This window comes from Terriglobales bacterium (assembly GCA_035651655.1).
Taxonomy (GTDB): domain Bacteria; phylum Acidobacteriota; class Terriglobia; order Terriglobales; family Acidobacteriaceae; genus DASRFG01.
Window position 1 is genome coordinate 57,680 of record DASRFG010000006.1, and the last position, 24,579, is coordinate 82,258.

Consider the following 24,579-nt stretch of genomic DNA (forward strand, 5'->3'; position numbering starts at 1 on the left):
TTTAGCCTCGGGCCATCTTCTCGGCCGACCTCAGCCGTGCAACCGTGCGTTCTTTTCCAAGAGCCACCATCACCGCAAATAGGCTCGGAGCCACGGCTTGTCCGGTTAGGGCCACGCGGGCGCCATTGATCAGAGCCCCGGCTTTTACGCTCTTCTCGGCGGCAAAATCGCGCAGCAACTTCTCGGCGCTCTGCTCAGTGAATCCATTGCCTGACGTCGCATATCGCGCGCCGAGCTCGGCCAGCATCTGCCGCACCGCATCGTCTTGCAAGAACTTCTGGACGGCTGCCGGATCGGCGGAGAAATCATCCGTGAAAAACGCGCGGAATGAGTTGGCAAAGTCCTTCAAATTGCGCGCCCGCGGCTTCAGCAACTCGATGGTAGAGAGCACCCACTGCCGGTCTTGGTGTGCCAGTTTCACTCCCGCCTTTGTCCACTCTTCTTGGATCAAGGGAAGCAACTTCTCTGCCGGATACTGGCGAATATATTCTGTATTGAACCAATCCAGCTTGGCACGGTCGAAGACCGCGTCGGATCGGGAAATGGCATCCAGGCTGAACAGCGAGATCATCTCCGCGTCGCCCAGAATTTCCTTTGACGGATCCGGCGGTGTCCATCCCAGCAGCGCCAGGAAGTTGCGGAAAGCCTCGGGCACAATCCCCTCGTCGCGGTAGGCCATCACGCTGGTGGCTCCATGGCGCTTGCTGAGCCGCGTCTTGTCCGGACCCAGAATGAGCGGCACATGCGCGAACACTGGCGTGGGCGCACCCAGAGCGGCATACAGCAACACCTGCTTGGGGGTATTCGAAAGATGGTCGGCGCCCCGGATGATATGAGTGATGCCCATGTCCATGTCGTCAGTCACAACGCTCAGGTGATACGTAGGAACCCCGTCCGAGCGTAGCAGTACGAAATCCTCGAGTTCGGCGTTGGCGAATTCTACCCGCCCAAAGACAGCATCGTCGAAGGCAGTGACCCCACTCTCCGGCACAGCAAAGCGCACTGCGCAGACCTCTCCCGCTGCTCGACGCCGGCTTGCCTCTTCTCGTGAAATCTTCCGGCACGTGCCCTCGTATTTCGGCGGGCGTCCTGCTGCCGCCGCCAAGGCGCGCCGGCCTTCCAGTTGCTCCTTTGAGCAGAAGCAGTAATACGCATTGCCAGAGGCCACCAGGCGCTCCGCGGCGGCGCGATACAGCTCCATGCGTTGCGTCTGGAAATAAGGGCCCTCATCCCAATCCAGTCCGAGCCAGCGCATGCCCTGGAGAATTCCCTCCACCATCTCCGGAGTCGAGCGCTCCAGGTCAGTGTCCTCGATACGCAAGATCAATGTTCCCTTATGGTGGCGGGCAAAGAGCCAGTTGAAGAGTGCGGTTCGAGCCCCGCCTACATGCAGGTAACCGGTGGGCGACGGCGCGAAGCGTACGCGGACTCCTGATTGCACCAAATTTGGGGCAGTTTGGGCCATCTTTCTCCGTAAGTTGCAGCAATTCGATGTTACGGGCCGAACAAAAGCAGCGTCAAGGCAAGCAGAGGAAGCTATCCCAATTCGGGCTGCTTAGCCCTAAACAGTACTGTTTGCTCCCGTCTCCCTTCCACGCTAAGCTTATAGCGCTCTGTTTCCGCCGGACGCGGCGGGAAGCGCCGCGGGAGCCGCATGGAGAAGTTGCTGGCCAGTATTGTCATTGTCCCTGGAATTGTTGCTCTGCTGCTGTTTGCCGTCTTCACCTACCTCTACCAGCAGAGCCGGGAAGCATACTTCCGCTCGTGGCAGATCGGCTGGGGCGCCTACTGCGCTTACTACTGCCTGGGCGCGCTCAACTTTTATACCTACCAATCGCCATTTGTTTATTTCCTCTCCAGTTTGTTACTGGTGACGATGGGAATGTGTATCTATGTCTCGACTCGGCTGATGGAGCAACAGACCTTCAAGTGGCGTCGCTCCGATGTGATTTTGGCGGCGGCACTCAGCAGCCTGGCAGTCTGGAACCTGTGGGCCCATTTTGTTCGGGGTGTCTTCCGTCTCGACGTTGAAATCCGGCCCCACCTGCGCCTTGAAGTCGGAGTGGGCGCGTTGCTTCTCTTCTGCGCGATCCGCTTCTACCGCTACGCACAGCAGCGAGATTCTCTGGGGTTCCGTCTGCTGGCGCTCTCGCTGGTGCTGTGGGCGTTTCTCCTGGGATTCCGTCAGTTCCATGACATCTTCGAACAAATGTTCGGCCAATTTGGCCACTTTCTCGGGCCGATTCCGCAGATGTTATTGGGCGTCGGCATGTTGATGGTGCTGTTTGAAAACGAGCGGCGCGCGGTCCAGGAAAATGCGTTGGCATTTTCCACGCTCGAAGTCGAGCCCGATCATCTGCTCTCACCCGAGCAACTGGCTCCTATCCTGGGGAAGATTCTTGACCGCCTGGTAAAGCTGATCCCGGCGTCGCGAGCTTGCCTCCTGACCGTGGGCCGCTGGCGGACTTTGCTGCCCTCCACTCAACAGGGTTTCTCGCCGGAATTCCTCCACAAGTTGCAGGAGGCGGGCGGCGGCGAGTATCTGTGCGAATTGGCCAATCGCGGTGGTGGATTGGCCACCGTCCGGGATTTGCCGCTGATGTCGGCGCCCGCCTCCACCGGCGCTGCTCGTTCGGCAAAGGTGAAGGAAATTCTTCTTGCTGAAGGCATTCGCAACCTAAGCGTCCTCAGCCTGCAAACTCGCGAGAACAATTTCGGAGTGGTGCTTTTTCCTCATGCCGTGCGGAAATTGACCAGTTCGTCTCAAACCCGTCTGCTGCTTGGCGTAGGCCTGCAGATCGGCATGACCCTGGAAAATTATGTGGTGATGCACGATGCTCACCGCCGGTCGAAAGAATACGCGCTGCTTACGGAGATCGGGCAGGCAATCAGCTCGCGTTTGGACAAGGACGAAATCCTCCGCGCGATGCATAAGGAGCTGGGCCAACTGTTCGACACCAGCAATTTCTACATCGCGTTCCAGCGCGGTGACGAGATCCATTTCGAGTTGGAAGTTATTGGCGGCGAAACCCAGCCCCGGCGCTTGCGCAAAATGGGGAACGGAATTACGGAATACATTATTCGTTCGGGTGAGCCGCTATTGGTGCGCTCTGATCTGGAAAAAGTTCGCGAGCAGCACGGTGTCTCGTTTGTGCCGGGCAGGCCTGCCAAGTGTTATTGCGGCGTTCCCATCCTGGTGAATGGCAAAGCGGCTGGAGTAATGGCGGCCATGAGCTTGGAGCGCGAGTTTGCCTACGACGAGCGCGATCTTGAAGTGCTGCGGACGGCGGCCGGCCAAGTTTCAGTGGCCGTGGAGAATGCTCGCTTGTTCAGCGAGGAGCAACTGCGAGCGCGCCATTTGGACTTTTTGAACAACGTCTCAAACACCGCAATCTCCAGTGAGCACGCCGAGCAGATGCTGTCAGGAATCGTGGCCGAAATTCAGAAAAATTTCCAGTTTGACCACATTGGCATCGGCATTCTCGACTATGCCACCAAGGACATCGAAATCAAGGCCGAAGCCGGCACTACCGCCAAGGCCTTGGGCCGGCGAATACCGCTGGGCGTCGGCACCATGGGGCGTGTGGCGCGCACCAATGAAACTGTACTGACACAAAATACTGCCGAAGGGCAGTTGGTGGGCATACTGGAGGATGCTAAGTCGTCGCTTTGCCTGCCTATCACCTACGGGGACAGCTTGCTGGGAGTACTCAATATTGAGAGCCGGCGAGAGAACGCCTTCACTCCGCAAGACCTTCTGATCATGAATACCTTGGCCGATCTGCTGGCCACCGCTTTGCACAATGCTTTTGTGTTCCAGAAGATGCAACAGCAGTCAATTACCGATGGCCTTACCGGCATCAAGACTCGGCGCTTTTTCTGGGAAGCGTTGAGTTCGGAATGGAAGCGCGCTTCGCGCTCTGGGCGCCCATTCTCCGTTGTTCTCCTCGACCTGGATAAATTCAAGCAGATAAATGACACCCAGGGCCATCTAGAAGGCGATTTAGTATTGGCACGCGTAGGCCGGCTTCTGGAGCAGAAATGCCGGCAATCTAACGTGGTCGCCCGCTATGGCGGAGACGAATTCGTCGTGTTGATGCCAGAGACCGGGGTCGAGCAGGCGCAAATTCTTTCTGAGCGTCTGCGCTTATGGATCGCCACTGACCCTATGCTGAACGAGCACCATGTTACCGGTAGCTTTGGGGTCGGAAGTTTCCCTCTGCACGGCTCTACCGCGGAGGACATCCTGCGGGTCGCAGACGCGGGCATGTATGTCTCCAAACATGCCGGTGGAAACCGCGTTTCTACCGCCGAAGAATTTCCGCAAGAGGAAACCGCCGCGGTGCAGAAGCAACTCATCTCTGGCTACATCGAAGGTTTTTTACAACGTGAACACACCGGGCCCGAATACGCGGAAGAGTTGATTATCACCCTCAAGAAATTCAATGGCGAGGGTGAAGAGTGCGATCCAGAGATCCTCAAGGGAGCGATTGAAGCGCTGTGCCGCGCGGCCGAGACTCGCGAAGTACACGCTGCCAGCCATGGCGAATCGGTTGCGAAGTACGCGCGGTTGATCGGCCACGAGCTCGGCCTTTCTCCCGACGAGTTGTCAGATCTTACCTATGCCGCCCGTGTTCACGATGTCGGAAAGATCTTTCTACCCGAAAAGATCTTGAACAAGCCTGGACCGTTAACTGACGACGAATATTATCTAGTGAAGATGCACCCCAAAGTCGGGGCCGAAATACTGGCGACTATTCCGCGCAGCGACCGTTATAGAGAATGGGTGGAGCACCATCATGAGGCATTCGATGGCAGCGGGTATCCCGCTGCTCTGAGTGGCGAGCAGATCCCACTCGGCGCGCGCATTCTTCACGTGGCCGATGCATACGTAAACATGACCACTGACCAGCCCTTCGCAGCCGCCCGCACTCCGGAAAAAGCCTTGGCGGAGCTGGATCGCCTGAGTGGGACCCAGTACGACGGCCTGGTCGTCAGGCTGCTGATGCGCCAGCTCAAAATCGAGCAGACACCAGCCCGAGGGAACTAAGGCCCAACTCTCAAGTTGGGGCGAACAGCAGCCCAGCCTCTTGCATCCTACAACCGTGCTGCATACTGCAGTCTTTGCTTGGTATGAAGGAGGACGAATGTTCCGCAGAAGCTTGAAAGTGCTCGCCGTGATACTGGGACTGGCGCTGCTCGCCAGTGCACAGATCCCCGCAGGTACGGTAGTTCCGGTGCGCGTTTCGTCAGAGATAAGTTCGGCCACAGCTAAACCTGGCGACACCTTCCAAGCCACGCTGGCGAAGGATTTAGTGGTGGACGGAAAGGTGATTGCGAAGAAGGGTACTCCAGTCTCGGGAAAAGTGACCGCAGCGAAACCCAGCGGCCGGCTGCATGCTCCCGGACAGCTCACGCTGCGGCTGACCTCAATCAGCCTGGGCGACCAGAACGTAGCTCTGAATACCACTGCTGTCCGCCAGCAAGGCAAGAGCCACACGCGCAGCAATGCTGAAAAGATTGGCGGTGGTGCGGCGGCGGGCGCTGTGATCGGCGCCATTGCCGGGGGCGGCAAAGGCGCGGCTATTGGAACTATGGCTGGTGGCGCCGCGGGTACAGGCGTGGCCGCCTATACCGGGAAGCAGGAAGCCGTAGTGCCAGCCGAGGCGTTGCTTACGTTTAAGGTAACCGGGTCGGGAATGACCGCCTCGCGTACAAAAACGTCCAAAACTAAAGCCCAGTAGTTTACTTCTGTGGCAAATATAATTTCACAGCCCGGCGCAAGCCGGGCCGTGCCTTGTTTTGCCCTGCTATTAAGCTGGTCCCTTTAGCGCCTCCAGCACTTCTGCCGCGTGACCCTCAGCTTTGACCTTGGGAAACACACGGACGATCTTTCCGTCAGGGCCGATAATGAATGTCGTGCGTTCAATGCCCATCACTTTGTTGCCATACATATTTTTCTCTTTGATCACGCCGAAAGCGTCGCCGACCTTCTTGTCCACGTCGGACAAAAGTGTGTAAGGCAAGTCGTACTTCTCTTCAAATTTCTTCTGTCGCGCAGGCGGATCTGCGGAGATGCCGAGGATGACAGCGCCTGTCTTCTGCAGCTTTTTGTATGCGTCGCGGAACCCGCACGCTTCTATGGTTCAGCCGGGCGTATCGGCCTTGGGAAAGAAGAACAGCACTACAGTTTTGCCACGAAAATCCTTCAGCGATACCTGCTCGCCATTTTGGTCAGGTAAACTGAAATCAGGCGCTTTCTCATTGGCTTCCATGTTTTCCCCTACCAGACCGGCCGGTTCAACACCGCAATCTTTATATCGCATCGCCCGACGGACCGTCATCTGCCTCGCAATCGTCTTTGGATCCTTGGCCGTTCCTGTGCTGGCGCAATTCGGCCGCACTGCGCAACAGTCCAAAGGACCCCGGGCTATCGCGCTGGTGCAATTTACCGGCGGCAGCGCTCGTCTGCTGCCGATCGCCATCATGGTCAATGGCAAGTTCTATGACGCTGGCCTCTACCATGCTGATCCTCGCCCTATGGCATTGGAGCCCGGGGTAGTTTATGAAGCCCAGCACAGTGGTGTTCCTGCTGGCCTGTTTACAGTTGGTCCTGCGGAGCAGATTAATGGTGTATGGGACGCACGCGGCGAATGGGAGCCGGCGGGCGCTGCTCAAGCAGCCAAGGCAGCGAAAGTGGAAGCACCGAAACGCCGCGACGATGAAGATAAGCCGCCAGTATTGCGGCGGCCCGGCAGTTCGCCTCCCCAGGCGGCAAACCCTTCTCCGGAGAAACCTGCCCCTGCGTCCCCGCCGCCGCCGACCCCGAGCGCCTCACCAGCGCCAAATTCGCAGCCTGCCAGCTCGACCTCGACTGAGGATGATCCCAATCGTCCGGTGCTGCGTCGGGGTAAACAGCCAATAGTCTCCGAGAAGCCATCGTCTGAGACCAAATTATCTGGTACTGCCGCACCCGCGGCGGCAGCTAATTCCGCGACTAAAGACACCGCTCCTGCACCGCGGAGCGCTCCCAAGCCGCAGCTGCTTCCCGCGATCTCCGACGCCGGTGGTCCCGAGTCCCGTTCATTTCTATGGCAGCTCAAGCCCGGAGAGGAGCGCGACTTCACGAAAAAAATGCAGGGGTTCGCGCAAAGTGAAGTGGTCAAGTACGAAAAACTGCGAATGCCCAACTTCGTTTCCGCACAACTGACGCCGGGTGCTTTTCATGTGTTTGACGTTGATCTAAGCAACCAACCCGTTTTTATCTATATGACAACGGCGAATCTCTTCACTGGCTCCGCTGGCGCGAGCAGCCGCACTCGACAACGTCCCGCCCCTGGAACGGACTCGGGCGTTCAGGCCTACATTACGATTGTTGGAAAGATGGATCTCTACGGCGAGCTGCGACAGATCTTTTCCTCTGTAACCGACAGCCGCCACGCGGATGAGATTCCGCGATTAGAGCTGATTGATGCCGTGGATGCGGACGGCGACGGCCGCGGGGAGCTGCTCTTCCATGAGATCTCCGATGCCGGCGCCGGCTACGCTATCTACCGCGTCACTCCTGACCGCCTGATAAAGCTATATGACAGCGCCGGGCCCGTAGACTGACCGGCTACGTTCCAGCACGCTTCGATCTGAGGAGAACACGTGCCCGATTTTCTTTGGAAGCTTCGTCCTTTGGGGTGAGGATTTCCTAAGACAGCTTCTTTTCCAGCAGCTCATTAACCAGTCTGGGATTGGCTTGGCCCTTGGAGAGTTTCATCACCTGCCCGACAAAAAATCCCATCACCGTCTTTTTACCCGCCCGGTATTGCTCCAGCTGCTTGGGATTCGCCGCTATGACTTCGTCGATGATCTTGTCGATTGCAGCGCTGTCCGTGATCTGCTGCGGCTTTTCCTTTTCGTAAATGGCCGGGAAGTCCTGCCCGCGCTCAAATGCGAGGTCGTAAAGGTCCTTCAGCATCTTGCCGGAAATCGTGCCCGCCTCCACCAGGTCAGCCGACATCGCCACACCCTTCATGGAGATGGGCGACTGTTCAATTTCCAGGCTTCGAGCTTTCAGCCGGCCCATCAGTTCGCTCTGCACAAGGTTCGCAACGCGCTTGGGATTTTTTGCCGCGCGCGCCGCTTCTTCGAACTGATCAGCCAATGACCTGGTCACGGTCAACACGCCGGCATCCTGCTCGGTGATGCCGAACTCGCTTACCATGCGTGCCCGGCGCGCCTCGGGCAGTTCCGGAAGCTGCTCTCGAATTTGAGCCTGCCATTTCGGGTCCACCACTAACGGCAGCAGATCAGGCTCGGGAAAGTAACGGTAATCGTGGGCCTGCTCCTTGGAGCGCATTCCATAAGTCTTGCCCTCATTGGAATTGAAAAGCCGCGTTTCCTGGATTATCCGCCCCCCTGACTCGAGTACCTCGATGTGTCGTTCGATCTCATACTCCAGCGCCAGCCGTATAAAGCGAAATGAATTGACGTTCTTCACTTCAGTCTTGGTGCCGAACGCTTTCTGCCCCCGCGGACGCACGCTCACATTAGCGTCACAACGCAGCGACCCTTCCTCCATGTTCACGTCGCTCACGCCGGTGTAGAGGATGATCTCCTTCAGCCGCGTGAGGTATTCGTAAGCTTCGTCGGGAGAGGCGATGTCAGGTTCGCTGACGATCTCAATCAGCGGCACACCGCAGCGGTTGAGGTCCAGATAGGTCTTCTCAGACGAATCGGGAAAGCCCTCGTGCAGGCTCTTGCCTGCGTCTTCCTCCAAGTGAACGCGCGTGATGCCAATCTTCTTACGTCCGCCATTACTGGGAATCTCAATGAAGCCATGCTCGGAGAGCGGCTTATCGTATTGTGAGATCTGGTATCCCTTGGGCAGGTCGGGATAGAAGTAGTTCTTTCGGGCAAAAATCGAGGTTTCGTTGATGCGGCAATTCAACGACATTGCCGCCAGCACCGCAAACTCCACCACCTTGCGATTGAGCACTGGCAGTGCGCCGGGCCAGCCCAGGCACACCGGACAGGTGTTGCTGTTGGGAGTGGCGCCAAAGCGGGTGGAGCACGAACAGAAAATCTTGGTCGCTGTCAGAAGCTGGACGTGCACCTCGAGCCCAATGACGGGCTCATATCCCGAGGCCGCTGCAACCGTCCGTTCCGGCGTGGTTACCATAAACAGTGATTATATCGTGGGGTAGCGGCCGGTTATTTCGTGCCGGACCCGACATTCAAGTACTTATCCAGCGGGACCTCGAAGTAGAGAAGTTCGCCGCCTTTGGCGTTATGCGCCCCGGTCACATCCACAACTGCTCCGGTCAAGGGGGTGGAGATTCCCTCCAGATCAAAAAAAACAAATCCCGCCCGGGTGGAGTGGGGCTCCACGGCACGGGCGGCAAACTGCGCGCGATCAAGCTCATCTCGAACTTGTTGGCTCACGGTTCCCTTCATCTTCCCGCGGGGCCAGGGCAGTGGATTAACTCTGGGGCGGTCGTTGCGTTGCGGATTGGATATCCGCCGATAGAGGTCATCGTTGGTGGCTGCCGTGATTTTTGTGCGGTGGGCGGTGATCAGCCGCACCTGCAGATCGGTGAACGTGATCGGCTCATCGCCGTCGTTGGTAACAATCAGTCTTACTGGCAGCAGGTCGTGCTCACGATATGGCACAGAGAAGATAGCCTGCTTTTCAGGCGTGTCATAAGGATCAATGGCGATCGTGACCCGCTCGTCCTTGTGCTCGTCATGTGCCGGATAGGTCGCGGCAGGATGCACCTCAGGCACGACAAATTCTTTGGTCTTACCGACCGCGGCCAGGCAAAGCGAAATGCTGACCGCCACTGGCAGGGTTAAATACATTAGGGAACGCATGTTCCGATTATCCTCCATCCGGCAGGCCCGCTCCATGCTTGTAGAATGGCCCTTACCCATGTATTTCATTTACACACTGGCCTTGGCACTCTGGCTGCTCATAACCTCGCCTTACTGGTTATTTCAGATGCTGCGTCAGGGCAAGTATCGCGAGGGATTGCTGGAGAGGTTCGGGATGATACCCGGCCGGCTGCGCCCCGCGGCCGCAGACAACATTTGGGTTCATGCCGTCTCAGTGGGCGAGGTGATTGCGATCAGCGGTTTGGTCAATAAGCTACGCGAGCGGCATCCCGAAACTCAGATAGTGATCTCGACGACAACGGCTACGGGCCAGCGGCTTGCACGACAACGTTTCGGCGACGCCAACGTCTTTTATTTTCCTCTGGATTTTCCCTTTGCGATACGTGCGTACTTGCGAGCGCTCCGGCCACGGCTGGTGGTGATCGCAGAGACAGAACTTTGGCCGAATTTTCTCCGGCTGGCGCACGCATCCGGCGCGCGCATCGCGGTGGTGAACGCCCGCATTTCCGACCGATCTTTTCCGGGATATCGGCGTATAAGGCGCTGGCTGGGCCGTGTCCTCCAGAATATCGATCTGATTCTGGCGCAAACAGAAGAGGACTATCGCCGCCTGCTGGCGATCGGCGCCTCCGCTGCCCGGACTGCTGTCGCTGGAAATCTGAAGTTTGACATTGCACTACCTGCCCCACCGCCGCTCATCGCGGAGCTGGAGTCTGCGTTTGAGCGCTCAAATGCCGGGCCGGTGCTGGTCTGCGGCAGCACGGTAGAGGGCGAAGAGCCGCTCCTGTTGCGGGCCTTCGAGATTGTGCTGGCCCGCTATCCGGATGCTGTCATGATTCTGGCGCCGCGCCATCCTGAGCGCTTCAAGAAAGTCGCCGAGCTGATCTCGTCGTTAGGAATCAAAAGTTGGCGGCGGTCACTCTGGGACCCAAATCAGCCAATTGCCGGCGGTGTTTTCCTCTTGGACAGCATTGGTGAGTTGGCTGCGGCATATTCGCTGGCTACCATCGCGTTTGTTGGGGGCAGCCTCGCCGAGCGGGGTGGGCACAACATCCTGGAAGCCGCGCAGCACGGCGCGCCGGTAATGGTCGGGCCACACACCGAGAATTTCCGCGAAATGGTCAATCTGTTCCGCGATTCCGGAGCGCTGAAGGTGGTCGGCGCCGCGGAGCTTCCACTGGTTTTTATGGACCTTCTCGCTGACGAGCAGCAACGCCGAATTCTGGGCCAGCGCGCGCTAGAGACATTGCGTTCACGATCGGGAGCAACCGAACGGACGCTCCAGTTGTTGGAGCCTCTGTTCCCTTCGTCCAGCGCAGAACCAGAGCCGGTTGCGGCCGGTAATTCTAACCGTCACCGATGATGCTGCCTGCTGCTAGTCTCCTCAGCTCGGTGTTTGCTGCAGGCGTGCGGGCGCGAAATGTGCTTTACGACCGCGGCAGTCTCCGTGCCCGTCATCTTGAAGGCCCGACTATCAGTGTCGGGAATTTGTCAGTGGGTGGCTCCGGCAAAACCCCCTTTGTCATTCTTCTCGGACAATTGCTGAAGGCACGTGGCATTCCGTTTGATGTCCTCTCTCGCGGCTATGGGCGCAAGTCGCGGGGCGTGGCCTTGGTTGGTCCCGTTGGATCGCCGCTCGATTTTGGTGACGAACCGCTGCTGATTGCGCGACGACTGGGGGTTCCTGTCGTCGTGGGAGAGGACCGGTACGAAGCAGGACGCTTCGCTGAGCGAAAGTTCGGGCCGCAATTTCACCTGCTCGACGATGGTTTCCAGCACCGCAGCCTGGCTCGAGAGTTTGAAATTGTGATGGTCACTGCCGCCGACGCTCGCGATCGCCTGCTGCCCGCTGGCCGCCTGCGCGAGCCACTTACCTCCTTACAGCGCGCGGATGCTGTGGTGCTTACTGCAGCGGCTCAAGCTTCCGACTTTCCTGTTGAAGGAAAGATGGTCTGGCGCGCGCCCAGGGGCATTCTGCCTCCTAAAGACGTGCCCCATAATCCAGTGGCATTTTGCGGCATCGCTCGCCCAGAGAGTTTTTTCGTGCAGCTGCGAATGGCAGGAATCGGGCCTGCTGCCGAAGCCAGTTACGGCGATCATCATCACTACAGCGAGGCCGACGTCCGCGAGCTGCTTAGGCTGCGGGAGCAGAGCGAGGCCGGGGGATTCGTTACCACCGAGAAAGACGAAATCAATCTAGGGACATTGCGCTCGCAGCTCGAGCCGCTTGCGGTAGTATCGGTGAAGATGGAACTGGTGAACAGCGCTGCCGCAATAGATTCCATGTTGGCAAAAATTGAAGAGCGACGCCGAAGCCGGAGAGCCAGCCCAGTAAAGATCTAGTTATTGTTCTCCCAGTTTGGTGAAAGCCCGCTTCAAGAATCGCGACAAATAAAATCCGTCCAAATACTTGTAGGGCATTTCACCGCTGCTGTAATGCCCACAGGGCAGGACCGCGATCTCATGCTGCAAATCACGTCGGCGGAACTCAGCAATGATTTCGCGCGAGAGTTCTGGCGGGAAGGTCAGATCGTATGTTGCATACACGATCAACGACTGCCGGCAGCCGCGGTCAGAAGACGCGCGGCGTTCAAACTGATCGAAATACGCCATCGGGCTGATCACCAGCCACGCTCGTCGCAAGCGCTCAAGGTCAATGTCGTTTTCTATTCCCGCGCGAATGTGGCGCGTTGATTGCCCCGCCCAGACCACGTCAGCGAAGTAAGTGGAGGCGTGGTTGAAGGCGCAGACGCGCAGTCGTGGATCATGCGCGGCAGCGATGAAGGCATAGCACGATCCCAGGCTCGTCCCCACAATCCCCAGCTGCTCGTAGCCTTGTGATTGCAGCCAGTCCAGACAGGAGCGGGTATCAATCACCGCTTGCCGCGCCGCATCAATCGTGCGGCCAACATTGGCAGAAACGGCATAATCGGCGCGCTCAATCTCGGGCGGCTTGCGGAAGTCGTGATACGGCAAACTAAGACGCAAGGCCGCGATTCCCAAAAAGCTGAATAAGCGGCACAGCCCCAGGTGGCTCTCGGCGTCGGCGTTCCACTGCGGCAGCACGACTACAGCCTTCTTCGCCGCATAGGCAGTTCGCGAAGAATGCCGCTCCGGAAACCAGCGTGCGACAACTTGGTTGTTCTCTTCGAATGGCGTGCGCACCGCGGAGCTGAACCGCAAATTCTGTGGGCCCACTGCGCTGTTACCCGTTCCTTGGTGAACCGTCGTGCCCTTTGTGGTGAATGGTTTTACGGCCTCTTCCAATCGAAAGTCGGTAGGCGTCTCGTACGCGAAGAACTTATCGCTGTTCGTCAGAATCTGCTGATTCAATGCGGTAACGATGTTTCCCGGATCGCCATCATTAAGGTCTGCTCCGTTGCGGCACGGCCAGCTCTGCGTCCAGTCCAACCCCCAGTCAAGAGGCCGCACTACCCGATTGTTGTCTCGGTTTGCAAGCCGAGTCTCCCATGAATGCATCCACTTCTGGTACGGACGGGCCATCTATTCAAGATATCGCAATGGCATCGTTGCCGTCAGTCCACGTAGAGGCGCGGGACTCGGCTGGAAACATTGCACAGAATTTCGTATGGGATCGTCGAGGCTATCTGCGCGTGCTCCCAGGCCGTGATGCTGAGGTCGCCCGACGCTCCGATGAGCAGCACTTCGTCCCCGGTCTCTGTATGCGGAACATCGGTGACATCTACCAACGTGATATCCATGGAGACGCGGCCGACAATAGGTGCGTACTTCCCACGAACAATGACGCGGCCGCGCGAGGAAAGCATCCGGTTGAGTCCATCGGCGTAACCCACTGGCAAAACGGCCAACCGTGACTCACGCCCGGCGACGTATGTGCCGTTATAGCCAACGTGCTGTCCCGTGGACACCGTCCGGAGGGAGATAACTCTGGTCTTCCAGGAAAGCACCGGTTCGACCTCAATTGCCCTCGTCGCCGAGCGTTTCTCCTTTCCGCCAGGGCTACCCAGCGGCAACGAATAGCCATACAGCGAGATCCCAGGCCGCACCAGGTTGTTGGATTGTGAGCGCTTTATTTCCCAAGTTTCCGGGCAGGTCACAATCGCCGCGCTGTTCGCAATGTGGTAATACTTGGGCGCGAACCCCCCCTGCTCTACCAACCGAATCGCCTGTCCAAATTGCTTTATCTGTGCAGAAACATCCGCAGCTCCTGACGTCTCCGCCGAAGCCAGGTGGGTAAACACTCCTTCCAGCACCAGATTGGAAGCCGATCGCAGCCGCCCCAAAGAATTCGGCAACTCAGGCATGGACACTCCCAGGCGCGCCATCCCGGTATCTACTTTCAGATGAACCGGCACTGGATCAGGGCCTCTTTTCGCCGCCTGCTGCAGCGCCTCCAGGTGCCAACCTTCCCATACTGCGGGCGTCAGTCTGGCGCGAATTAATTCCGGTTCGTCGCCCCGCCAGAAGCCGGTCATGAGCAGAATGCGGCCGGCTATTCCCGCCTCCCTCAGTTCCAGTCCCTCATCGGTCGAGGTCACGCCGAACCACTGCGCCCCTGCGGACCCCAGCGCCCGCGCACACTCGACGGCGCCGTGGCCGTAAGCATTGGCCTTGACCACCGCGCACACGCTGGCATTCCCGCCCACGATTTGTTGAATCGTCTCAAAATTTTTCCGTAGTGCGCGAAGTGATATCTCCGCCCAGGTGGGACGTGAACTGGTCATAAGAGAATAGAAGTCGTGCCGCGATTATAACCAGAGCATTGCCACCCGATGGTCGCTCAGTTGTCATGGAGAGAAAAAATGACTGTGATTTGCGTCTCTACCTGTACCGGTAAGCCGTTCAGCAGATACGGGCGATAGCGCCACTGCCGGACAGCATCCATCGCAGCCTTTACCAGCATCGGATGTCCGCTCTCCAGGTGCAATCCTTCAACCGAACCTTCACGGCTGATGACGGCGCCAAGAACGACTGCACCCTGTATGTGCGCCGACCGAGCCAGCGGAGGGTAAACAGGCTGTACTGGCCTGACGAGATGACCCTGCATTACACCCGTGGAAACCGTTACTGCATGGTGCGGAGCACTAGCGGCCCGCGGCGGCATTGCGGTACCGATTGAGCGGAGTATTCCGGGTACCCCGGCCCCCGGACCCTCCGTTCCCGTTTGGCTGATATCTCCAATAGATGGAGGGCTCGCGCTATCTGTGTCACCAGGGAAAGGGTTCGGAATTCGGTGGACAGTGTGCACCGACATGACGCTGATTCCCCCGTGTGCTCCAGTGTGCTGGGTCGTGGTTTCAGATGTGTGCGGAGTTGGGGCAGCAGGAAGAGGCGCCATCGGTACAAACAGCGTACGCAAGAAGTTTTTCGGAACAGGATGCGTGTAGAGCATAGGCAATAGAACGAGCAGGCTCAACGCACACAATTGAATTCCAAAGGAAAACAGCGCAGCCACTCCTCGGCGATCTTCGGCGTACTCAAGGCAACTTTGCTCAAACATTGGTGTCCTCCTGCTGCTAAAGACACCGTCGAGACGAGTTCTGCGATCAAATGTAGTAACAAAACCTGCTCTTTTGCGTCTTCCAAAGGGAACTTTTGGAAGCCGTTGGGTGTCGCGGCAAAAAGAAAAGCCGCGCGAATGCGCGGCTCTTGAAAAATCATCCTTTCGGATTACTTCTTGGGTGGCGTAGTCGGCGTAGTGCCCGGAGTGGGCTTGCTCGCCGGCCTTGCGGTGTTTACGCGGGGTACGGTTGAGCGCGTCGCCGAGGGTGCCGATGGCGTCGAAGCCGCCGGAGCGGCCACGCCAGAAACGGTGTTGTAGTCGTCAACGATTGCCTTGGTCACATCAGTTGATGCCCCAGCCCACAACACTGGGCTGTTCTGGTTGGAGACATCCAGGATCAACGCGTAACCGTTTTCCTTGGCATACTTGTCGAGCACGTTCATCATCTTGGCGCCTACGCGGTTCAGAACTTCATTCTGCTGCGCCTGAAAATCAGATTGCGCGTCCTCCAACGAGCGCTGCAGTGACTTCTGCTTTGATTCAATGGTCTTAACCAGACTGGCGCGTGATTCCTCGTTGAGCTTTTCGCCTTGTGTGTTGAGCTGCTTCTTCAAGCTCTCCACCTCATCGTTCATGTTCTTCAACTCGCCCTGCTTGGGCTCGAATTTCTTGGTCAAGGCGTCAAAATCACGGCGGCCTTCATTGCTGGCAAAAATTGCCTGCTGCATGTTGATAATGCCGATGCGCACACCAGATACAGCCGTGGGGGCGCTCGGAGAGGCGGTGCTCGGAGCTGGGGCGGCCGCCGCTGGAGCAGGATCAGCGGGAGGAGTCGCTGAGGCGGTCTGGGCGTTACCTTGCGCCCACGCAGTCAAACTGAGTACACATGTTGCGAACGCGAAACGTAGAAACTTGCTTGTCATTGGCTAACTTGCACTCCTTGGGAAATCGTTCCGGGAATTCATCAAGAGCAGAATGGATGCTCCAGGTTTGCCTGTCTCGTCACAGTACTGCCGCGCTATGCTATTTTCCCGGCCTTAGTAGCCTCATTATAGGTACAGCCTAGGGTCAGGTCAAACCCTTCTCTCGCCGGCTCAGAAGGTCGTGCTGACCGTAAACCGGAAGGTTTTTCTGGGCTCCCGCAGTATGTATGCAGGTGAGAACAGCGAGGTCGCTTGCTGGAAGGTAAAATCGCCAGCCCCTCCAGGCGGAAACATGCTGCGCGTGATCGGGGTCGGGCTGCCAGTAAACGTGTCTAACCGTAAAGGATTGTATGCCCAGTAGATACGGAACGGGGCGTTCACGATGGGCATGATCACCTGCAGTTCCAATCCGGTGGAAACACGTGGAATGAAGTTGGTCCCAGACACGGGACTTAAATTGGCAGGAAACTTCAACTTCTGGCCACCGATGCAATTGAAAGCCGCGTTCAGGGCAGGACACCCAAATTGTGTGTTGTTGATGTCTGCCAACTGTCCGCTATTGATACGTAATTGCGACGTTCGCGCGATGCCGTCAAAGCCAACATCGGCAAATGGCGCCAGCGTGACCGGGCCGACGATCGGAATCCGGTACTCCACGTTGCCCACAATGTTCGTGTCGCCGCCAGGAAACACAATCCGATCCACCGGGATGGGGATGGTGATAGATCCGGCCCTTGGATTCGACGGATCACGTGGCACCGGCGTCCCGTCGGGGTTTGTGAGCGTGATGTTGCCGCGATCGGGCAAGAAGGTAACTGGTGAAATGGAACGGATATCGAAGCCCCGCAAGTCATTATCGCCGCCCATATAGAAGCGGCTCTGAGGCGGCGCTACCAGTCCCGCGTAACCGGAGATGAAAGAACCCAGCACGTTGAAACCGATGGTGTTGCGATCGTGATTGACGGGCACGAAGCGCTTGTACTGCACAATCGGACGGATGGACCGCACCGTTCCACCTAGGCCGGCGAAATCGACCGCCGCGAAAAAGCTTTGGCCAGTATGTGGCCGCATCGGGTTGTTAATGGTGCTGAAAGAAAAACTCGGAGTGATCCTGCTGGTGATAATTCCGTTCAGCGCCGAAGGTCCAGCGATCCCCCGGAATGCAAGAAATTCAAACAGATTGGTGGAGGCGTCGCTAAAAGTGTTGATGCTGGATTTGTCAAACTGGTAGGTGATGCCGACCCGCTTAAATGAGCGGTGTAACGGGTAACTGGCAGATACCGTGAAGCCGGTGCTGTTTTGGGTGAAGTTCTGCAGCGTGTTCAGCACCTGCTGCGGCAGGTTAAGCCGTTGCCCAAAAAGTACCTGCTCCTGCCTTGCCTGGTTGTAGTTGATGCGGTTGTTATAGACGGTGAATCCCGTCTCCAGCGGCCTGTCGAACATGTATGGTTCAGTGAAGCCAAACAAAAGGCTACGCATTAAATTACCGACACTCGCCTGTAGCTGCAGGGTTTCGCCCAGTCCCAAAAAATTATTGGTCGTGTAGCTGAGCCCAATGAAAGATCCCTCCAAACCACTGACGCCTCCGGTAAGCTGAATGCTGTTCTTACCCTTTTCTTTCACTTTGAGCGTCAGGTCCACGGTTCCTTCCTGCTCGTTGAGCTTGCGTTCGGTCGCGTCCTCAGGCTTGAGCTGCTCAAAATAATTGAGCTGGTTAAGGCGCAGCAGGCTCAACTCCCAATAGCGCGTGTTGTATACCTGACCCTCCTCGATGGCCAGCTCGCGCCGGATGACTTTATCGCGGGTTGTCGTATTCCCCTGGAATTCAATTCGCCGTACGTAGAACGGTTTACCTTCGTCAATGTCTATATCCAGGTTGATCTGTTTCTTGTCTTCATCAATCTTTGTGTCAGGTACCGCGGTAAAGTTGATGTAGCCCATCTCGCCGTAGGCCTTGCGGAGGTTCTCAATGCCCTTGCGCACCAGCGATACGTTGAAGATGTCCCCGTCTTTCATGGGGAAAAGGCCGCGCAGCGCCTGAATATTCCTTACCGCCTTATTGTTCTTGAACGTGATCGTGCCCAGGCGATAGCGATCGCCCTCTTCTACCGGGATCGTAATGTCCACGGCTTTTCCGGTGCCGTGCTGGACGAGCGGAATGCGAAACCGGCTATGGGTGTCGTGAATCTGCGTCTTCGGGTCCTGGATGAGCGCCTTGAAGTACCCCTTCTGCTGGTATGCGTCACGTACGCGCTCAGTGTCTTCGCTGAGTTTGCTGGCGTCATAGGTCTTGGCGAAGACACTTTCGAGCACGATCGAATGCGGGATGCCTATCGGCTTGAGGTTCTTCATGGCGCGTCGAAGGTCGCGCGCTTTTAGCTTCTTGTTGCCCTCAAAACGAATTCGCCCGACCTTGACCTTGGGGCCTTCTTTCACCACGAAAGTGACGGCCACGGCGGCCGGCGGGATAGGTCGAACTTCAGTGCGCACCGTGGCAAATTGGTGTCCATGTTCGGCCAGGAGCTCTTTAACGGTGACTTCGGCCTTCTTAACTTTTGTAGGATCGTACTGGCTTTCCACGGTGAGGCCGACCTTGCGCTCCTTGAAGCGATCCAGCACGTCGCTTTGTGAGACAGCGTTCAAACCGACGTAATTGATTTCACGGATGGTGGGCTTCTCTTTGACATAAACGTGAATCACCCAACCTTTGGGAGTTTGTTCCCGCTCAAAGCGGAGATCATCGAAGTAGCCGGTATTCCATAAGGAATTAAAGTCGCGTTCCAAGGCTGCCGGATCGTAAACGTCGCCCGCTCGGGTGAATATGTGCGCCTTGACGGTCTCCGCTGGAATTCGCCGGTTTCCGTGGGGGATGATGTCAACGATTACGTCTTTTTGGGCCTGTGCCCACGGGGCGCTTAGGAAAACGCAACTCAGTAGCAGGAGAGTAAGGCCGCATCGCAGAAAAGTTGACCGTCCGGCCTCGAGGCGCGTTCTCCCTTGCCAACGCGCAGTCACGAAGCCGACGATCTTCCGCTGCGAGACCCCCTCAGACCGGGTGCGCTCGGCAGGCGTCGGCACAAATTTATCCCGGTCGAACGTCAGAATGCGACTACCTTAGCAATGCGTATCATGGGAAACGGCCATTTTATACGGTGGAGCAGCACTCAGGCAAAAAACAGCGCCGCGAGATCGCTGGAGGCAACGAAGTCCAGTGACCGCAAAGAACCTCGGGCGTCGAGCGCACACCAGATTCAACACCCAGCCCGGCTAAGAGTTGCCATGCTTTACAAAGGAGAACGAAGCGCTGATTCGGCCCTTCCAAATAGTTGTTGTGGTCCAGCGGTGGGGAACCTATACCTCTACTGCATCTGCACAAATGGTGGGTGCATACCACAACTCGAACGCAAAACCGCCTCGAGATAGCTCTTGTAATCCTCCACTTCAGAAAGCGAGGCATGGGCGGGAACCAATAAATTGTAAGGAGCACCACAGCTCGGACAATGAACTGCATTTTCAAGGGTCCGTCCGACCACAGCTCCAGCCACCTGAACGTGCTGGTCCCAAGAACGGGAGGATTCAAATGCGATCGGATTAAAAGTAATCGGCATAGTTTTTCCCCAAACCTTGATTACGCTGCCCTGAAGTGGTCATTTCGATTCATGCTGCCCCTTCGCGCTTGTTCGTTATTGTGGTTGTAGAGCCGACTCGAGTCAGATTGTTAGCAGGTGGGGAAACTGACTAGCAGAGATATGTGCAAATGAAGTTTATAAGTTGAAGATTGCGAGTAGGGCCTCGTTCCGGCTCAATCGCCCGAGAGCGCACGGTGCTGAACACCGGAGCCATGGACCGTGCCAGCACAAAAACACAAAGAGATGCCACAATGTGGCAGAAGGCGGCGAGTGCTGAATGAGTTAAAAATACGGTGGGCGGAAGATCAACAAATGGGGAATATACGATGGCCAACATGCACAACACCAGCACGAAAGCCAGCAAGGGTGGGAACCGAAACCCCATAAAAATTCATTCTATCCGAAAACGGTAACTCTGGTAGCTAACTACTCGCGATTCGTCACATCTACTTAATTTCCATTACTTCTTTTTCCTTGCCCTTGCTCATTTCTTCCATCTTCTTGATTTCGTCGTCCGTAAGGCGCTGGATTTCTGCTACTCCACGGCGTTCCTCGTCTTCAGTAATCTTCTTGTCTTTCAACGCTTTTTTGATGATCTCGTTGCCATCGCGGCGAATATTTCGCACCGCGGTGCGGTGTTCTTCGAGTATTTTGTGGAGGTGCTTCACCATGTCCCGGCGGCGCTCCTCGGTTAGCGCGGGCACTGGCACCCGGATCATCTTTCCATCGTTCATTGGATTTAGTCCGAGGTCTGCCGCGCGTATGGATTTCTCAATAGGCCCCAGTGAACTCGGATCAAAAGGCTGCACCGTGATCAGTTGCGCCTCTGGGGCGTGTACCTGGGCCACCTGGTTCAGGGGCATCATGGTGCCGTAGTATTCCACCTGTACCGAGTCCAACATGTGAACTGAAGCCCTTCCTGTGCGCACTGCCGCCATTTCACGGCGGAAGTCTTCCACTGCCTTGTCCATTCGGGTCTTGAGCTGAGTGTATGACTCCTTAAGCCCGGGAATCGTAGCCAGTGATGTCTGTGCCATCGTTCAGCCGTCCTTTTCAGCGAGCTGCGAACTGCGAATTATAAACCGAAGGCAGGATTTCGCCCGGGGGAGACTACGGCTTGCACAGCTGCGGTGGGAGGCTCAGGCGCTGACCAGCGACCCCACCTTTTCGCCGACTATCACCCGCTTAATGTTTCCAGGGCGATTCAGGTTAAAGATGATGATGGGAAGATTGTTGTCCTTGCACAGGCTGATGGCGGTGGAGTCCATCACCTTCAAACCTTTCTTGAGCACGTCCATGTAGGTGATTCGGTCGAACATCTTTGCTTCTTTCACCAGAAATGGATCGGCATCGTAGATCCCGTCAACCTTGGTGGCCTTCAGGATAACCTCGGCTTTGATCTCCATGGCGCGAAGGGAGGCCGCGGTATCGGTGGAGAAATATGGATTGCCAGTCCCGGCGGCGAAGATCACCAGCCGGTTCTTTTCCAGGTGGCGTATGGCGCGGCGGCGGATGAACGGCTCGGCAACCTGATGCATCTCGATTGCCGACATTACCCGGGTGTGAGCGCCCTGCTTCTCCAGAGCATCCTGTAACGCCAGTGCGTTGATCACCGTCGCCAGCATGCCCATGTGATCGGCAGTTACACGGTCCATGTCGCGGGCTTGTACTCCGCGGAAGAAATTTCCTCCGCCGACCACCACCGCAATCTGCACGCCCATGGCTTGCAATTCCTGCAGCTCAGCAGCCACCTGCTGCAGACGATCACCTTCTACGCCGAAATCGCCTTTGCCGGCCAGCGCCTCGCCGGAAATTTTCAGTAAGATACGTTTGAAAGCTACAGGTGCCATAGCTAATGTTTCAAGCTGCTGGTTTCAGGTTTCAAGTCTCAGGCTATTCTGTCTTCTGGTCCGGCCTGGTAACTGCAATCGTCTCGCCCGCGTCGCCAACCTTGAAACGGGCAAAGCGGCGCACGGCGATATTCTCTCCCAGTTTGCCAATTTTCGAAGCTATCAAAAGTGAGACCGTCGTCGTCTGGTCCTTGATGAAAGGCTGCTCGTACAGGCAGACCTCTTCGTAGAATTTCGCCATCTTGCCTTCCACGATCTTCTCCACCACATTGTCGGGCTTGCCCGTGGCCTTGGCCTGCGCCCGATAAATATCCTTCTCGCGTTCGTAGGCTTCGGCAGTCACGTCTTCCTTGCGGATGAACTTGGGATCGCTGGCCGCAATGTGCATGGCAATGTCATGCACCAGTTCTTTGAAGTCTTCGGTGCGGGCCACAAAGTCGCTCTCGCAGTTCACCTCGACCAGGACACCAATCTTGCCGCCCGCATGAATGTAGCTCGCTACTGATCCTTCGCTGGTCACACGTGTGGACTTCTTGGCGGCCACGGAAACACCGCGCTTGCGTAGCAGGACGACGGCCTGTTCCAAGTCGCCCTTTGACTCCGTCAAGGCCTGCTTGCAATCCATCATCGGGGCCCCGGTTTTCTCCCGGAGTTCCTTCACCTGTGCAGCAGAGATATTCACTGTCGTTGTACTCATCATTGCCCTTTTTCATTCTACAAATTTCGACCCGCGCCGCATTCACCCGCGCGCGGGTCAGATTCATCATCGTAATTCTCGGTGACGCTGACGTGCGTTCGCAGCGTCTCCCAGGAACCCAGCTAATAGGTCTGGCTCTCCACCTGCGGAACTTCGTCCTCTTCAGCCTGTTTGGTCGCGGCTGCGGGCTGTTTTCGGGGAGTGCCGCCGAGGACATCTTCCATGCTGATGTCTTCGCTTCCGGCGTCACTCGTCGCCACTTCTGCGCCTTCGCCGCCAACCCCTGCGCTGGCCGCGTATTGCGCGGCGCTCACTTCCGCAGCTTGCTTATCGGTCGCCACTTGCGCACCTTCCAGCACTGAATCCGCAACCTTTGAGGCGAAGAGGCGAATCGCGCGCAGTGCGTCGTCGTTACCCGGAATAACGTAATCCACTTCTGTGGGATCACAATTGGTATCCACCACGGCAACCACGGGAATCCCCAATTTACGGGCCTCACGCACCGCGATCTGCTCTTTATTGGAATCTATGACGAAAACCGCATCCGGCAAGCGGGTCAATTCTTTAATGCCGGCAAGGTTGGCCTGGAGGTGCTTGCGCTCGCGCTCCAGCTTGATAACTTCTTTCTTCGGCAGCAGCTCGTAGCGGCCATCCGTGGCCATCTCATCGAGTTCTTTAAGTCGCTTTACAGATTTTTGCACGGTGACCCAGTTGGTAAGCAATCCGCCCAACCAGCGCTGGTTGATGTAAAACATGCTGCAGCGTTGCGCTTCTTCGGAGATTGCGTCCTGCGCCTGGCGCTTGGTCCCGACAAATAACAGTGTCCTGCCCTGGGCGGCCAAATCGGCCACGAATTTCGACGCTTCTTTGAACAACTTCAGCGTCTTCTGCAGGTCAATAATGTAAATTCCGTTGCGTTCCCCAAAGATGTACTCCTTCATCTTAGGATTCCAACGCTTGGTCTGGTGCCCGAAGTGAACACCTGCTTCGAGCAACTCCTTCATGGTGATATTAGCCAATTAACCCCCTATTTAGGTTTGCATCCGGCGTCTGGCCCGAAGCCGCTCCGGATTGATTCCCGTTGCCCCGACGCCTACCAGGGCGCGGGAAAATTTGTAAATCAGTTTCAAGTCTTCAAACTAGAAGCTGCTTCTATCTCTTGCTGAACTGGAAGCGTTTACGCGCACCCTTCTGCCCGTACTTCTTCCGTTCTTTCTTGCGTGAATCGCGGGAGAGAAATCCCTCCGTCTTCAACTTCTTGCGCAATTCCGCATTGAAAACGATCAAAGCCCGCGCGATCCCGAGCTTTACCGCCCCCGCCTGACCGCTGACTCCACCCCCACGGACCGTGGCGAGAACGTTGAAGCTCGCGGCGCTCTCCGTAGTAATCAGGGGCTGGCGCGCCGTGGCACGCTGCTCCTCGGTTACAAAGTACTGCTCAAACGCCCGATTGTTGACCTTGAATTCGCCGCTGCCGGGACGTAGATAAACTCGAGCGATGCTCGACTTGCGCCGCCCCGTTCCGTAATATTGAGCTGTTTCAGCCATTAAAAGTCCATTCCCCGTATAGTTCTGAAATTTCTACGCCAAAGCCAAAGTTTCCGGCTTTTGTGCCTGATGCGGGTGCTTCTCTCCGCGGTAAACCTTAAGCTTGGAAGCCATTGCGCGGCCCATTTTCGACTTGGGCAGCATGCCTACGATCGCATCTTCCAATACTGCCTCAGGACGGCGAGCCAGGCGCTTCTCAAATTCTTCGTTGCGCATGCCGCCGGGGTAACCGGTGTACCGGTGGTAGACCTTCTTCTCCGCCTTCATTCCCGTCAGCCGGACTTTCGAGGCGTTGATTACCACCACCGCGTCTCCGGTATCAATGAATGGGGTGTAGCGCGGGTTGTTTTTACCCGCTAAAATGCTGGCGACACGCGTCGCTAGACGCCCGAGCGTCTGCCCACTGGCATCCACGACGTACCACTTGCGCACGATTTCCCCCTCTTTGGGGAAATAGGTTGACATCTGAAACTCTCCCAGAATGAAAAACAGCTAAGAAGACCGCTGAATCGTTCCCACGCTCGAAAAAGCACGGGGGCTCAGGCGGGCAACCACACTAGTCCTA

Annotated in this window: 21 protein-coding genes; 5 read left to right on the forward strand and 16 right to left on the reverse strand. The window is 56.9% G+C overall.

Annotation, left to right across the window (positions count from 1 at the left end; translation table 11 throughout):
- Position 1: 1 nt before the first annotated feature.
- A complete protein-coding gene (gene gltX / locus VFA76_03225; protein ID HZR30850.1) occupies positions 2-1,465 on the reverse strand; it encodes a glutamate--tRNA ligase in 1,464 nt (487 codons plus the stop codon).
- A gap of 189 nt (positions 1,466-1,654) precedes the next feature.
- Between gltX and VFA76_03230 the strand changes: the two genes are divergently transcribed.
- Both VFA76_03230 and VFA76_03235 read left to right on the forward strand, forming a co-directional pair.
- Complete coding sequence (locus tag VFA76_03230; GenBank protein HZR30851.1) at positions 1,655-5,050, forward strand: diguanylate cyclase; 3,396 nt, start codon at positions 1,655-1,657, stop codon at positions 5,048-5,050.
- Between the two features lie 97 nt (positions 5,051-5,147).
- On the forward strand, positions 5,148-5,744 hold the full coding sequence (locus VFA76_03235) for a hypothetical protein (GenBank protein HZR30852.1): 597 nt from the start codon (positions 5,148-5,150) through the stop codon (positions 5,742-5,744).
- Positions 5,745-5,813: 69 nt separating this feature from the next.
- On the opposite strand, the gene bcp is transcribed toward VFA76_03235, so the two are convergent.
- A complete protein-coding gene (bcp, locus tag VFA76_03240; GenBank protein HZR30853.1) occupies positions 5,814-6,275 on the reverse strand; it encodes a thioredoxin-dependent thiol peroxidase in 462 nt (153 codons plus the stop codon).
- A 94-nt stretch (positions 6,276-6,369) separates the two neighbouring features.
- Here bcp and VFA76_03245 point away from each other — a divergent pair, with 94 nt between their 5' ends.
- Positions 6,370-7,611 carry a hypothetical protein gene (locus VFA76_03245; GenBank protein ID HZR30854.1) on the forward strand — a complete coding sequence of 414 codons (1,242 nt, stop codon included), beginning with the start codon at positions 6,370-6,372 and terminating at the stop codon, positions 7,609-7,611.
- An 85-nt stretch (positions 7,612-7,696) separates the two neighbouring features.
- On the opposite strand, the gene gatB is transcribed toward VFA76_03245, so the two are convergent.
- Together gatB and VFA76_03255 are read right to left on the reverse strand one after the other, a co-directional pair.
- Entirely contained in the window at positions 7,697-9,169 is a 1,473-nt protein-coding gene (gatB, locus tag VFA76_03250) for an Asp-tRNA(Asn)/Glu-tRNA(Gln) amidotransferase subunit GatB (protein ID HZR30855.1), read from the reverse strand.
- 32 nt (positions 9,170-9,201) lie between these two features.
- The gene (locus tag VFA76_03255; GenBank protein HZR30856.1) at positions 9,202-9,861 is read right to left on the reverse strand and encodes a hypothetical protein; all 660 of its coding nucleotides are present in this window, start codon (positions 9,859-9,861) and stop codon (positions 9,202-9,204) included.
- A gap of 34 nt (positions 9,862-9,895) precedes the next feature.
- Between VFA76_03255 and VFA76_03260 the strand changes: the two genes are divergently transcribed.
- Together VFA76_03260 and lpxK are read left to right on the forward strand one after the other, a co-directional pair.
- The gene (locus VFA76_03260; protein HZR30857.1) at positions 9,896-11,245 is read left to right on the forward strand and encodes a 3-deoxy-D-manno-octulosonic acid transferase; all 1,350 of its coding nucleotides are present in this window, start codon (positions 9,896-9,898) and stop codon (positions 11,243-11,245) included.
- On the forward strand, positions 11,242-12,225 hold the full coding sequence (lpxK, locus tag VFA76_03265; protein HZR30858.1) for a tetraacyldisaccharide 4'-kinase: 984 nt from the start codon (positions 11,242-11,244) through the stop codon (positions 12,223-12,225). Before VFA76_03260 ends, lpxK begins: the two co-directional genes overlap by 4 nt.
- Here lpxK and VFA76_03270 read toward each other — a convergent pair whose 3' ends face one another.
- The 12 genes from VFA76_03270 to rplM all read right to left on the reverse strand — a co-directional run bounded on the left by VFA76_03270 (position 12,226) and on the right by rplM (position 24,479).
- Positions 12,226-13,386, reverse strand: coding sequence for an alpha/beta hydrolase family protein (locus VFA76_03270; protein HZR30859.1), 1,161 nt, complete (start codon positions 13,384-13,386; stop codon positions 12,226-12,228).
- Between the two features lie 32 nt (positions 13,387-13,418).
- The gene (alr, locus tag VFA76_03275; GenBank protein HZR30860.1) at positions 13,419-14,588 is read right to left on the reverse strand and encodes an alanine racemase; all 1,170 of its coding nucleotides are present in this window, start codon (positions 14,586-14,588) and stop codon (positions 13,419-13,421) included.
- Positions 14,589-14,644: 56 nt separating this feature from the next.
- Positions 14,645-14,968, reverse strand: a complete 324-nt coding sequence (locus tag VFA76_03280) for an energy transducer TonB (GenBank protein HZR30861.1) — start codon at positions 14,966-14,968, stop codon at positions 14,645-14,647.
- Between the two features lie 308 nt (positions 14,969-15,276).
- A complete protein-coding gene (locus VFA76_03285; protein HZR30862.1) occupies positions 15,277-15,525 on the reverse strand; it encodes a hypothetical protein in 249 nt (82 codons plus the stop codon).
- Between the two features lie 9 nt (positions 15,526-15,534).
- Positions 15,535-16,290, reverse strand: a complete 756-nt coding sequence (locus tag VFA76_03290; protein ID HZR30863.1) for an OmpH family outer membrane protein — start codon at positions 16,288-16,290, stop codon at positions 15,535-15,537.
- Between the two features lie 171 nt (positions 16,291-16,461).
- On the reverse strand, positions 16,462-19,368 hold the full coding sequence (bamA, locus tag VFA76_03295; protein HZR30864.1) for an outer membrane protein assembly factor BamA: 2,907 nt from the start codon (positions 19,366-19,368) through the stop codon (positions 16,462-16,464).
- 997 nt (positions 19,369-20,365) lie between these two features.
- Complete coding sequence (frr, locus tag VFA76_03300) at positions 20,366-20,956, reverse strand: ribosome recycling factor (GenBank protein ID HZR30865.1); 591 nt, start codon at positions 20,954-20,956, stop codon at positions 20,366-20,368.
- Positions 20,957-21,058: 102 nt separating this feature from the next.
- Positions 21,059-21,769 carry a UMP kinase gene (pyrH, locus tag VFA76_03305; GenBank protein HZR30866.1) on the reverse strand — a complete coding sequence of 237 codons (711 nt, stop codon included), beginning with the start codon at positions 21,767-21,769 and terminating at the stop codon, positions 21,059-21,061.
- Between the two features lie 43 nt (positions 21,770-21,812).
- Positions 21,813-22,469: a translation elongation factor Ts gene (gene tsf / locus VFA76_03310; GenBank protein HZR30867.1), complete on the reverse strand. Its 657-nt coding sequence runs from the start codon at positions 22,467-22,469 to the stop codon at positions 21,813-21,815.
- A 119-nt stretch (positions 22,470-22,588) separates the two neighbouring features.
- Positions 22,589-23,485 carry a 30S ribosomal protein S2 gene (gene rpsB / locus VFA76_03315; GenBank protein ID HZR30868.1) on the reverse strand — a complete coding sequence of 299 codons (897 nt, stop codon included), beginning with the start codon at positions 23,483-23,485 and terminating at the stop codon, positions 22,589-22,591.
- 133 nt (positions 23,486-23,618) lie between these two features.
- The gene (gene rpsI / locus VFA76_03320) at positions 23,619-24,014 is read right to left on the reverse strand and encodes a 30S ribosomal protein S9 (GenBank protein HZR30869.1); all 396 of its coding nucleotides are present in this window, start codon (positions 24,012-24,014) and stop codon (positions 23,619-23,621) included.
- A 33-nt stretch (positions 24,015-24,047) separates the two neighbouring features.
- On the reverse strand, positions 24,048-24,479 hold the full coding sequence (gene rplM, locus VFA76_03325) for a 50S ribosomal protein L13 (GenBank protein HZR30870.1): 432 nt from the start codon (positions 24,477-24,479) through the stop codon (positions 24,048-24,050).
- Between the last annotated feature and the right edge of the window lie 100 nt (positions 24,480-24,579).

What these genes read in the sequence shown, in the direction of transcription:
- VFA76_03280 (HZR30861.1), bottom strand. Translation starts at nt 14,968, where the DNA reads ATGCCGCCGCGGGCCGCTAGTGCTCCGCACCATGCAGTAACGGTTTCC.
- VFA76_03230 (HZR30851.1), top strand. Translation starts at nt 1,655, where the DNA reads ATGGAGAAGTTGCTGGCCAGTATTGTCATTGTCCCTGGAATTGTTGCT.
- tsf (HZR30867.1), bottom strand. Translation starts at nt 22,469, where the DNA reads ATGATGAGTACAACGACAGTGAATATCTCTGCTGCACAGGTGAAGGAA.
- VFA76_03270 (HZR30859.1), bottom strand. Translation starts at nt 13,386, where the DNA reads ATGGCCCGTCCGTACCAGAAGTGGATGCATTCATGGGAGACTCGGCTT.
- pyrH (HZR30866.1), bottom strand. Translation starts at nt 21,769, where the DNA reads ATGGCACCTGTAGCTTTCAAACGTATCTTACTGAAAATTTCCGGCGAG.
- lpxK (HZR30858.1), top strand. Translation starts at nt 11,242, where the DNA reads ATGATGCTGCCTGCTGCTAGTCTCCTCAGCTCGGTGTTTGCTGCAGGC.
- rplM (HZR30870.1), bottom strand. Translation starts at nt 24,479, where the DNA reads ATGTCAACCTATTTCCCCAAAGAGGGGGAAATCGTGCGCAAGTGGTAC.
- frr (HZR30865.1), bottom strand. Translation starts at nt 20,956, where the DNA reads ATGGCACAGACATCACTGGCTACGATTCCCGGGCTTAAGGAGTCATAC.
- VFA76_03290 (HZR30863.1), bottom strand. Translation starts at nt 16,290, where the DNA reads ATGACAAGCAAGTTTCTACGTTTCGCGTTCGCAACATGTGTACTCAGT.
- gatB (HZR30855.1), bottom strand. Translation starts at nt 9,169, where the DNA reads ATGGTAACCACGCCGGAACGGACGGTTGCAGCGGCCTCGGGATATGAG.
- gltX (HZR30850.1), bottom strand. Translation starts at nt 1,465, where the DNA reads ATGGCCCAAACTGCCCCAAATTTGGTGCAATCAGGAGTCCGCGTACGC.
- VFA76_03255 (HZR30856.1), bottom strand. Translation starts at nt 9,861, where the DNA reads ATGCGTTCCCTAATGTATTTAACCCTGCCAGTGGCGGTCAGCATTTCG.
- rpsI (HZR30869.1), bottom strand. Translation starts at nt 24,014, where the DNA reads ATGGCTGAAACAGCTCAATATTACGGAACGGGGCGGCGCAAGTCGAGC.
- alr (HZR30860.1), bottom strand. Translation starts at nt 14,588, where the DNA reads ATGACCAGTTCACGTCCCACCTGGGCGGAGATATCACTTCGCGCACTA.
- VFA76_03235 (HZR30852.1), top strand. Translation starts at nt 5,148, where the DNA reads ATGTTCCGCAGAAGCTTGAAAGTGCTCGCCGTGATACTGGGACTGGCG.
- VFA76_03285 (HZR30862.1), bottom strand. Translation starts at nt 15,525, where the DNA reads ATGATTTTTCAAGAGCCGCGCATTCGCGCGGCTTTTCTTTTTGCCGCG.
- VFA76_03260 (HZR30857.1), top strand. Translation starts at nt 9,896, where the DNA reads ATGCTTGTAGAATGGCCCTTACCCATGTATTTCATTTACACACTGGCC.